We start from the raw sequence: 10,330 nt of genomic DNA on the forward strand, positions 1-10,330 counted from the left end.
CGGCAGCTGTTCCGCCGCCCAGCCACCGGCTGCCGCGCCGGTCGCGATGCCGGTCAGCAACGCCGTGACGGCCAGCGTCATGCCCTCGTTCAGCCTGGCCGCCGGGACGGTCTCCTGGATCAGCGTCATGCCCGTCACCATCGTCGGCGCCGTCCCCATCCCGGCGATGAGGAGTGCCGCGGCCAGCGCGGGCAGGCTCCCCGTGCCGGCCGCGAGCAGCGGCAGCGGCGAGAGGACGGCCATCGCGGACACGCACAGCGCGAAGCGGCGGGGGAGCGGGCCGCCGGGCAGCCGGAGGGTGCCCAGGAACAGCCCGGCTGCCGCGGAGCCCGCCGCCTGGCAGGCGAGCACCGCGCCGGCCGTCGCCTGCTGACCGCGCCCGTCGGCGAAGGCGACCGTCGCCACCTCCATCGAGCCGAACACGGCACCGGTGCAGACGAAGGCGACCAGCAGCGGAAGCAGGCGGCGCAAGCGGAGCGGTGCGGCGGTACGGTCACCGCTCGCCCGTACGAGTGGTGGCTCGGTCCGGCGCTGTCCGGTGAAGAGGAGCATGCCGGTGAGCAGGAGCACTGCTCCGAGCAGCGTCCCCAGCTCCGGGAAGAACGCGGTGCACAGGAACGCCGCGAGCACCGGGCCGGCCATGAAGCACAGCTCGTCGGCCGCCTGCTCGAAGGAGTTGGCGGCGTGCCGGGCGGCCGGGTCGGAGCGGAAGAGGTGCGCCCAGCGGGCCCGTGACATGCCGCCGGTGTTGGGCGTGGTGGCGGTCGCCGCGTAGGAGACGAACAGCGTCCAGTCCGGCCCCCCGTACCGTACGCAGGCCGCCAGCGACAGCGATCCGGCCACCGCGACCACGGTCGCGGGCAGGGCGGTCCGCGCCTGCCCGTGCCGGTCGACCAGCCGCGCCGTCAGCGGTCCGACGCCCCCGGTCGCGGCCAGCCCGGTCGCGGTCACGGCCCCGGCGAGGGCGTACGAGCCGCGCGTACCCGCGATCATGATCACGGCGGAGACGGTGAACATCCCCATGGGAAGCCGGGCGAGCAGGCTGCCGGCCGTGAAGGCGCCCGCGCCGGGTACGGCGAACAGCCGTGCGTACGGGGCGAATCGGCGAGGTCTTGTCGGCGCGCGGGTCATGCGGCCACCCTCACCGTGCCCGCCCGAAAGCGTCCAACACCCTTTCGACGCCCATTGACGCGGCTGGGTTGTCGATGTCGCCGGGTCACGACCTGCACCAAGTCGTTAGTGTCGCCGGATGCCCCGCGACCGCGACCTGGAGCCCCGGCTGCTGCGTGCCTTCCTCGCCGTGGCCGAGGAACTGCACTTCACCCGCGCCGCCGCCCGCCTGTTCCTGGCCCAGCAGGCGCTGAGCCGCGACATCCGCCGCCTGGAACGGGAGCTGGACGCCACCCTCTTCCTCCGCTCCACCCGGCAGGTCACCCTCACCCCCGCCGGTGAGCGGCTGCTCCCGTACGCCCGCCGCGTGCTCGCGGCGCAGGACGAACTGGCCGCCGCCTTCGCACGGGAGGACGACCGCCCGCTGAGCGTCGACGTCGCGGCACCCGTCAGCACGGGACAGCTCGTGCTGGAGGAGGCGCGACGCCGCGCGCCCGGCGTGGAGTTCGTCGCCCGCTTCCACAGCGGACTGGCGGGCGCGGCCGAGGACATCGCCGCCGGCCGGCTCGACGTCTCCTTCGGCCGGGTCGCCGGGCTGGCCGCCATGGTCCGTTCCGGCCTCGGACACCGCCTGGTGCGGCACGAGCGGGTGGCCGTACTGCTCCCCGCGGCCCACCCCCTTGCCCGGCTCCCCGAGGTGCCGCTGTCCGCCCTCGCCGGTGAAACCCTCTACGCGGGTGCGGGCAACGCCGGCACGACCGAGTGGACCGACTACGCCCGCTCCCTCTTCACCGGACGCGGCATCGAACTGGCCGCGCCCTTCCCGAAGATCGAGGGTGAGGCGGAGTTCGCCAGGCTCGTACGCAAGCACGGCTGGTCGGTGCTGGCCAGCGAGGTCTTCACCGGCGTCCCCGGCATGACCCTGCGCCTGCTCACCGACCCGGTGCCGCTCTCCCCGGTCTCCCTGGTCTGGCGCCGGGGCCTGCGGCACCCCGGCCTGCGGGCGCTGCGCGAGGCCGCTGGTGACCTCGCCGCTCAGGAGGGGTGGCTCGTACCGCGCCCGTACGGCTGGCTGCCGGAGGCCGACCTGGCGCTCACCGGCACGCCCCGCGCAGGGTGAGAGCAAGGTTGCGCAGGGGACACATCGCGGCACCGCGCCGAAACGAGCCGTCCCTAGCGTCGGGTGGGACGACCAGGCATGACACCCGAAATCCATGGAGGCGCTGTGACCACCCGTGAGAGGGGCCGCTGGATCCAGCAGTGGGATCCCGAGGACGAGGCGTTCTGGCGGGCGGGCGGACAGCGCGTCGCACACCGCAATCTGGTGCTGTCCGTGCTGGCCGAGCACATCGGCTTCTCGGTGTGGACGCTGTGGTCGGTCATGGTGCTGTTCATGGGACCGGAGTACGGCATCGACCCGGCCGGGAAGTTCGTCCTCATCTCGATGGCCACCCTGGTCGGTGCGGTGGCCCGCGTGCCCTACACCTTCGCCGTGGCCCGCTTCGGCGGCCGCAACTGGACCGTGATCAGCGCGTCGCTACTGCTCGTGCCGACGGTGGCGGCGTGGTGGGTGATGGAGCCGGGGACGTCGTACGCGACGTTCCTGGTCGTCGCCCTGCTCACCGGCGTCGGCGGCGGCAACTTCGCCTCCTCCATGACGAACATCAACTCCTTCTTCCCGCTGCGCCGCAAGGGCTGGGCCCTCGGCGTCAACGCCGGCGGCGGCAACGTGGGCGTGCCCGCGGTGCAACTGGCCGGGCTCGCGGTGATCGGTACGGCCGGGGCCGGGCACCCGCGCATCCTGCTGGGCCTCTACATCCCCCTGATCGTGCTCGCCGCCGTGTGCGCCGCACTGTGGATGGACAACCTGGCGCCCGTACGCAACGACGCCGGGGCGGCGCGGGAAGCGGCCCGGGACCCGCACACCTGGATCGTGTCCCTCCTCTACGTCGGCACCTTCGGCTCCTTCATCGGCTACAGCTTCGCCTTCGGGCTGGTGCTGCAGACGCAGTTCGCCCGTACGCCCCTGCAGGCCGCGTCCCTCACCTTCCTCGGACCGCTGCTCGGATCGCTCATCAGGCCGGTGGGCGGCCGGCTGGCCGACCGCTGGGGCGGTGCCCGGATCACGCTGTGGACCTTCGCCGCGATGGGGGCGGCGACGACGGCGGTGCTCGCGGCCTCGCTGAGCGGGTCGCTGCCGGTCTTCCTGGCCGGCTTCACCGCGCTGTTCGTGCTGAGCGGACTGGGCAACGGCTCCACGTACCGGATGATCCCGGCGATCTTCCAGGCCAAGGCGGTGGCCCGCGGCATGACCGGCGAGAGCGCCGCGGCCTGCGGGCGGCGGCTGTCGGGCGCGGCGATGGGCCTGATCGGGGCGGTCGGCGCGCTCGGCGGGCTCGGCATCAACCTCGCCTTTCGCCAGTCCTTTGAGACGCTGGGGACCGGGACGGCCGCATACCTCACCTTCCTGGTCTGCTACGGGGTGTGCGGGGGCGTGACCTGGGCCGTGTACCTGCGGCGTGCACGCGTTCCGGCGGCGGCGCCGGAGCGGGCGCCGCAGCCCGCGTACGCCGACGTGTGAGCGAAGGCGACGAATCGCGTAACAGCCGGGAAACCCCGGGGAACCGAGCCTGTCATGCGCGGTTGACAGGCTCGGTTCTTCGTACGAGCAGGAAAACGGGCGGAGCGAACAGACACATGCGGCAAGCGGAACCAGAAGAGCGGGTGAAGCCCCTCGCCGGGTTCACGGTGGGGCTCACGGCCGCGCGCCGTGCCGAGGAGCTGGGCGCCCTGCTGGAGCGGCGCGGCGCCGAGGTGATGCACGCGCCGGCCCTGCGCATCGTGCCGCTCGCGGACGACAGCGAACTCCTCGCCGCCACCAGGGCGCTGATCGAGAACGCCCCGGACATCGTGATCGCCACGACGGCCATCGGCTTCCGCGGCTGGATCGAGGCCGCGGAGGGCTGGGGGGCCGGTGCCGGGCTGCGGGCGCGGCTGGGCGAGGTCGAGCTGCTCGCCCGCGGCCCGAAGGTGCGCGGCGCCATCCGGGCGGCCGGGCTGAGGGAGCACTGGTCGCCGGCGTCGGAGTCGATGGCCGAGGTACTGGACCGGCTGCTGGCGCAGGGAGTGGCGGGCCGGCGCATCGCGCTTCAGTTGCACGGGGAACCGCTGCCCGGGTTCGTGGAGTCACTGCGGGAGGCCGGCGCGGAGGTCGTCGGGGTGCCGGTCTACCGGTGGATGCCGCCGGAGGACATCGGGCCGGTCGACCGGCTGATCGACGCGACGCTGGCGCGCGGCGTCGACGCCCTCGCCTTCACCAGCGCGCCCGCGGCCGCGTCACTGCTGGCCCGGGCGGAGCTGCGCGGCGTACGGGACGAGCTGCTGGCGGCGCTGCGGCAGGACGTGCTGGTGGCGTGCGTGGGGCCGGTCACGGCGCTGCCGCTGGAGGACTTCGAGGTGCCGACGGTCCAGCCGGAACGCTTCCGGCTGGGCCCGCTCGTACAGCTGCTGTGCGTCGAACTGCCGGGCCGGGTGAAGGTGTTGCCGGTCGCCGGGCACCGGGTCGGGATCCGGGGGCGGGCGGTCGTCGTCGACGGCGAGCTGCGCACGGTGCCGCCCGCGGGCATGGCGCTGCTGCGGGCGCTCGCACGCCGGCCCGGCTGGGTGGTGTCCCGGGCCGACCTGCTGCGGGCCCTGCCGGGTGCCGGCAGCGACGAGCACGCGGTGGAGACGGCCATGGCACGGCTACGGGTCGCCCTGGGCGCCCGGGAACTGATCCAGACGGTCGTCAAACGGGGCTACCGGCTGGCCCTCGACCCCACCTCGGTGGACGCGGCGGACGCCGCGGACAGCGCCGGCTGAGGGGTCACCCCAGCCAGCTGTCCGCGAAGTCGTCCTGGCACTTGCGCTCCTCGGCCTGGGTCTGGGCGTTCCTGACGCAGTCCTCGAGGTTGTCGAACTCGCCGGAGTTCACCAGCGACAGCCCGACCGCGGCGACGACCGCCGAGGCGATGAGCGCGAGGCCGCCGATGACCGCGCCGACTATCGCCAGCGTGCCGTTCGTCGCCTGGCCGCGCTTGCCCCGGCGGAAGCCGAGGATGCCGAAGATCACGGCCAGCAGGCCCAGCAGGAGCCCGCCCAGAATGGTCCAGAACAGCACCCCGCCGATCAGTCCGAGGGTGAGCGCGGCGATACCGAAGCCGTTCCGCGGCGGCCCTTGGGGCTGCCCCGGTCCCATCCCGCCCGCTCCGGTGTGCGCCTGGTCCCACCCCTGAGGCGATGTCATCGTGTCCCCTCCCGTTGAATCCGGTATCCGGTCTTGTTCCGGTTACCGGAAGACAGTGTCTGCCCCGCCTGTGCACGGTTACTCCTTTAAGCACCTTCCACGTCGCGGCAGGTGCGCCGGGCCCCGTCGGCCGCGTACGGTTGACGGCTGCCCCATGCCCGCACGGGTCTGAAGCGGCGGCCCGGCAGCAGCACAGCGGAAGAACACAGCGGAAGAGCACAGCAGAAGGGGGACCGCGGCATTGGCAGCACAGCACGACAGTGTCCGGGAGCGGGAGATCCGCGGAGAGCAGGTACACCTCGACGAGGTGTACCGCAGGCTCGAGGAGAAGATCCATGAGGCCGAGTTCCTGATGGACGACGCCTCGAAACGGGCACAGGTGGGCACCCCCGGCGCGCTCGCCGAACGCGACGCGCAGGTCTTCCGCGCGGGGATGCATCTCAACCGGCTCAACAGCGAGTTCGAGGACTTCCTCTTCGGGCGCGTCGACCTGCTGCCGGGCGCGGACGGCACCAGGGGCGCGGACGGCGCGTACACCTCCGTCGAGCCCGCCGACGGCGCGGTACGCGCGGACGGCACCGCCGACATCGCGGAGACCCTGCACATCGGCCGGATCGGTGTGCTGGACGCCGACTACACGCCGCTGGTCATCGACTGGCGGGCGCCGGCCGCCGCGCCGTTCTACCGTGCGACCCCCGTCGCGCCCGGCCGGGTCGTACGGCGCCGCGTCATCCGCAGCAAGGGGCGTCAGGTGCTCGGCGTCGAGGACGATCTGCTGCGCCCCGAACTGACCGCCCGGCTCGGCGGTGCCGACCTGCCCGTCATCGGGGACGGCGCTTTGATGGCGGCGCTGGGGCAGGCGCGCGGTCACGCGATGCGGGACATCGTCTCCTCCATCCAGGCCGAACAGGACCTCGTCATCCGCGCTCCCGCCGCCTCGGTCACCGAGGTCGAGGGCGGCCCGGGCACGGGCAAGACCGCCGTCGCGCTGCACCGCGCCGCCTATCTGCTCTACCAGGACAGACGCCGCTACGCGGGCGGCATTCTCGTCGTCAGCCCGACACCGCTGCTGGTCTCCTACACCGAGGGCGTGCTGCCCTCGCTCGGCGAGGAGGGGCAGGTGGCGATCCGTTCACTCGGCGCGCTGGTGGAGGGCGCGGAGGCGACCACGTACGACGAACAGAGCGTCGCCCGCGTCAAGGGGGCGGCGCGGATGGCGAAGGTGCTGCGCAGGGCGGCGCGGGGCGCGCTGGAGCTGGGCGAGGTGCCGGACGTGCTGCGGGTGGTCGCCTTCCGCAACCGGGTCGAGCTGGACGCCGGCGAACTGCGCCGCATCCGGGCGCAGGTGCTCAGCGGGACCGCACCGGTCAACCTGATGCGCCCGCGCGCGCGGAAGTTCCTGCTGGACGCGCTGTGGGAGAAGTCCGGCGCCGGCCGGCGCTACCCGGACCCGGAACTGGCGGCCGAGGCGCGCGAGGGGTTCGACGAGGACATCGCCGCCGAGGACGGCTTCCTCGCCTTCCTGGACGCGTGGTGGCCCGAGCTGACGCCGCGTCGGGTGCTGGCCGCACTCGCCGACGAGGACCTGCTGATGCGCTGGTCCGCCGGTTCCGGCGGTTCCGGTCGTTCAGGGGGCGGGCACCGGGGACGCGGACGCGGGCGGCTGCTCAAGGCCGCCGAGGTCCGCCCGCTGGCGCAGTCCCTCGGGCGGCTCGACGCGGCGGGAGAAGGCCCGCTGTCCGTGCACGACGTGGCGCTGCTGGACGAGTTGCGGGTGCTGCTGGGTACACCCGCACGGCCCCGCCGGCGGGAGCGGTTCGGAGACCCCGTGGACGCGCTCACCGGACTGGAGGAGCTGACCACGGCGGCCGACCGGCAGCCGGGGCGGTCGCGGTCCCGGGACCGGGCCGTGGCGGGGGAGCCGGAGGAACGTACGGACTACGCGCACGTCATCGTGGACGAGGCGCAGGACCTGACACCCATGCAGTGGCGGATGGTCGGCCGCCGCGGCCGGCACGCCACCTGGACGGTCGTCGGCGACCCGGCGCAGAGCTCCTGGTCCGATCCGGAGGAGGCGGCCGAGGCACGCACCGAGGCGCTGGGCAGCAGACCCCGCCGCCGCTTCGAACTGACCGTCAACTACCGCAACCCCGCCGAGATCGCCGAACTCGCCGACCGGGTGCTGGCGCTGGCGATGCCGGGGGCGGTGCCGCCGAAGGCGGTCCGCTCGACGGGCCTGGTGCCGCGTTTCGCCGTGGCGCGCGGTGAGACGGGTGCGGCGGTACGGGCAGAGGCACAGCGGGCGTTGGACGAGGTGGACGGCACGGTCGGTGTCGTGGTCCCGATGGGCCGGCGGGCCGAGGCACGGCAGTGGCTGGCGGGGCTGGGCGACCGTGTCGTGCCGCTGGGCAGCCTTGAGGCGAAGGGACTTGAGTACGACGCGGCAGTGGTCGTCTCACCGGCGGAGATCGCCGCCGGGGCTCCCCCCGGTGACGCCGGGGGGAGCCCCGCCACCACCCGGGACGGCCTCTTCGGAGGAGAGTCACCGGCGGGTCTGCGGGTGTTGTACGTGGCCCTGACGCGGGCGACGCAGCGGCTGACGGTGCTGTCCGGCGCCCTGGACCTGCCGGACGCGAGCGGGGTGCCGTACCTGCTGAGAGATTGACGTCGGACGGCCGCCGGGGGAAGGCGAATGGCGTCCCGGGGGCTGTTTGTTAGCCTGGATGTGGCACCGGCCCGATCCATGCCCCCGGGCCCAACCATTGTCGCTACGAGCGACCACTTGCCGCGAGGCGAGCTGGCGGGTCGGTGTCACCCAAGTCTTCGGAGCTCTGTGAGCTCTGTCTGTCTGCGTGAGTGTCTGTTCCTGACCTGTGCGAGTTTGCGTCGAGGGGTTCGCGTCCCCGCTGGTCAGCTGATGACGCGAACCCCTTCTGCCTGTGGCCCCTTCCGGCCCTCCGCGATCTCGAACTCGACGCGCTGGGTGTCCTGCAGACTGCGGTAGCCGTCACCGTTGATCGAGCTGTAGTGGACGAATACGTCCGGGCCGCCGTCCTCCTGGGCGATGAAGCCGTAGCCCTTCTCGGCGTTGAACCACTTGACCGTGCCCTGAGCCATCCCTGGTCTCCCTGTGTGCATGTGGCGTGTGCGGGGCGATCCTAGGACGGGATCGGATGCTTTCGTGTGATTTGCGGCGTAGACACATCATTCGCGCCGGGGCGGGAGACGGGCCCGTAGGCGGGGGCGGGGAAGGGCCGCTCGCGCACCTCTCGTACCGTGGAAAGCTCTTTCCGTGTCCGCTGTCCCGACGGCTGAGGAATCCGCTGCCGTTACGCGTACCGGAGGGTAGGTGGGACGATCTGTTGACGTGACCGATCCCCAGCCGCCGATACTTCTGCGCTGCGGGTCGGTGTGCGGCACAACGCGACAAGGGAAAGCAGAGGGAAGTCGGCAATGAGCTCGGCGCCAAGCGTCTCGTACTCGATGACCGTCCGTTTGGAGGTCCCCGCAGGCGGGACAGCGGTCAGTCAGATCACCACGGTCGTGGAGTCGTCGGGCGGTTCGGTCACCGGCCTCGACGTCACCGCGTCCGGCCACGAACGGCTCCGCATAGACGTCACGATCGCGGCCTCCTCGACGTCGCACGCGGACGAGATCGTGGACAAGCTGCGCGGCATCGAAGGTGTGGCGCTGGGCAAGGTCTCGGACCGTACGTTCCTGATGCACCTCGGCGGCAAGATCGAGATGTCGTCCAAGCACCCCATTCGCAATCGTGACGACCTCTCCATGGTCTACACGCCGGGCGTGGCACGCGTGTGCACCCAGATCGCGGAACACCCCGAGGACGCCCGCCGCCTGACGATCAAGCGGAACAGCGTGGCCGTGGTCACCGACGGCTCCGCCGTGCTCGGCCTGGGCAACATCGGCCCGCAGGCGGCGCTGCCCGTGATGGAGGGCAAGGCCGCCCTCTTCAAGCGGTTCGCGGGGATCGACGCCTGGCCGATCTGCCTGGACACCCAGGACACCGACATGATCGTGGAGATCGTACGGGCGCTCGCCCCCGGCTTCGCCGGGATCAACCTCGAGGACATCTCCGCACCCCGCTGCTTCGAGATCGAGGCCCGGCTGCGCGAGGCCGTCGACATCCCCGTCTTCCACGACGACCAGCACGGCACGGCCATCGTGGTGCTCGCCTCGCTCCACAACGCCCTGCGCGTGGTGAACAAGCGGATCGAGGACATCCGGGTCGTCATGTCGGGTGCCGGTGCGGCCGGCACGGCCATCCTGAAGCTGCTGCTGGAGGCGGGCGTCAAGCACGCCGTCGTCGCCGACATCCACGGTGTGGTGCACGCGGACCGCGACGACCTGGTCGAGGCCGCCGAGGGCACGCCGCTGCACTGGGTGGCCGAGAACACCAACCCCGAGGGTGTCACCGGGACGCTGAAGGAAGCCGTCGTCGGCGCCGACGTCTTCATCGGCGTCTCCGCGCCGAACGTGCTGGACGGGGCCGACGTGGCGCGGATGGCGAAGGGCGCGATCGTGTTCGCGCTCGCCAACCCCGACCCCGAGGTCGACCCGGCCGTGGCGCGGGAGACCGCCTCGGTGGTCGCCACCGGCCGCTCCGACTTCCCGAACCAGATCAACAACGTGCTGGTCTTCCCCGGCGTCTTCCGCGGTCTCCTGGACGCGCACGCGCGCAACGTCACCGGCGAGATGATGCTGGCCGCCGCGCAGGCACTGGCGGACGTGGTGCTGGAGGACGAGCTGAACGCGAACTACATCATCCCCAGCGTCTTCAACGAGAAGGTCTCCGGTGCCGTGGCAGGCGCCGTACGGGACGCCGCACGCGCCGCCGGAGAGGCCGCCACCGTGCCGGCCACGACGACGGCTGCCGTGGCCACAGCCGGGGACTGACGCCCCGCGGTGGTCCCGCGG

8 protein-coding genes are annotated in these 10,330 nt (G+C 72.6%); 5 read left to right on the forward strand and 3 right to left on the reverse strand.

The window, feature by feature from the left end; genetic code table 11:
- A partial coding sequence (locus ACRDP3_RS00005; protein WP_431514680.1) for an MFS transporter occupies positions 1-1,131 on the reverse strand: 1,131 nt, incomplete at its 3' end.
- 118 nt (positions 1,132-1,249) lie between these two features.
- Between ACRDP3_RS00005 and ACRDP3_RS00010 the strand changes: the two genes are divergently transcribed.
- The 3 genes from ACRDP3_RS00010 (at position 1,250) to ACRDP3_RS00020 (ending at position 4,971) form a co-directional block, all read left to right on the forward strand.
- Complete coding sequence (locus tag ACRDP3_RS00010; protein WP_431514681.1) at positions 1,250-2,230, forward strand: LysR family transcriptional regulator; 981 nt, start codon at positions 1,250-1,252, stop codon at positions 2,228-2,230.
- 78 nt (positions 2,231-2,308) lie between these two features.
- Entirely contained in the window at positions 2,309-3,691 is a 1,383-nt protein-coding gene (locus ACRDP3_RS00015) for a nitrate/nitrite transporter (protein ID WP_431514682.1), read from the forward strand.
- A 116-nt stretch (positions 3,692-3,807) separates the two neighbouring features.
- Complete coding sequence (locus ACRDP3_RS00020) at positions 3,808-4,971, forward strand: uroporphyrinogen-III synthase (protein WP_431514683.1); 1,164 nt, start codon at positions 3,808-3,810, stop codon at positions 4,969-4,971.
- A gap of 4 nt (positions 4,972-4,975) precedes the next feature.
- Here ACRDP3_RS00020 and ACRDP3_RS00025 read toward each other — a convergent pair whose 3' ends face one another.
- Entirely contained in the window at positions 4,976-5,395 is a 420-nt protein-coding gene (locus tag ACRDP3_RS00025; RefSeq protein ID WP_431514684.1) for a DUF4190 domain-containing protein, read from the reverse strand.
- 241 nt (positions 5,396-5,636) lie between these two features.
- On the opposite strand from ACRDP3_RS00025, the gene ACRDP3_RS00030 reads away from it, so the two are divergent.
- Positions 5,637-8,060 carry a HelD family protein gene (locus ACRDP3_RS00030; protein ID WP_431514685.1) on the forward strand — a complete coding sequence of 808 codons (2,424 nt, stop codon included), beginning with the start codon at positions 5,637-5,639 and terminating at the stop codon, positions 8,058-8,060.
- 245 nt (positions 8,061-8,305) lie between these two features.
- Here the strand turns inward: ACRDP3_RS00030 and ACRDP3_RS00035 are convergent, their stop codons facing one another.
- Positions 8,306-8,512, reverse strand: a complete 207-nt coding sequence (locus tag ACRDP3_RS00035; protein ID WP_431514686.1) for a cold-shock protein — start codon at positions 8,510-8,512, stop codon at positions 8,306-8,308.
- A 336-nt stretch (positions 8,513-8,848) separates the two neighbouring features.
- Between ACRDP3_RS00035 and ACRDP3_RS00040 the strand changes: the two genes are divergently transcribed.
- Entirely contained in the window at positions 8,849-10,309 is a 1,461-nt protein-coding gene (locus ACRDP3_RS00040) for an NAD-dependent malic enzyme (RefSeq protein WP_431514687.1), read from the forward strand.
- Positions 10,310-10,330 lie beyond the last annotated feature (21 nt).

Origin of the sequence: Streptomyces sp., from assembly GCF_050698815.1 — a bacterium.
Lineage (GTDB): Bacteria > Actinomycetota > Actinomycetes > Streptomycetales > Streptomycetaceae > Streptomyces.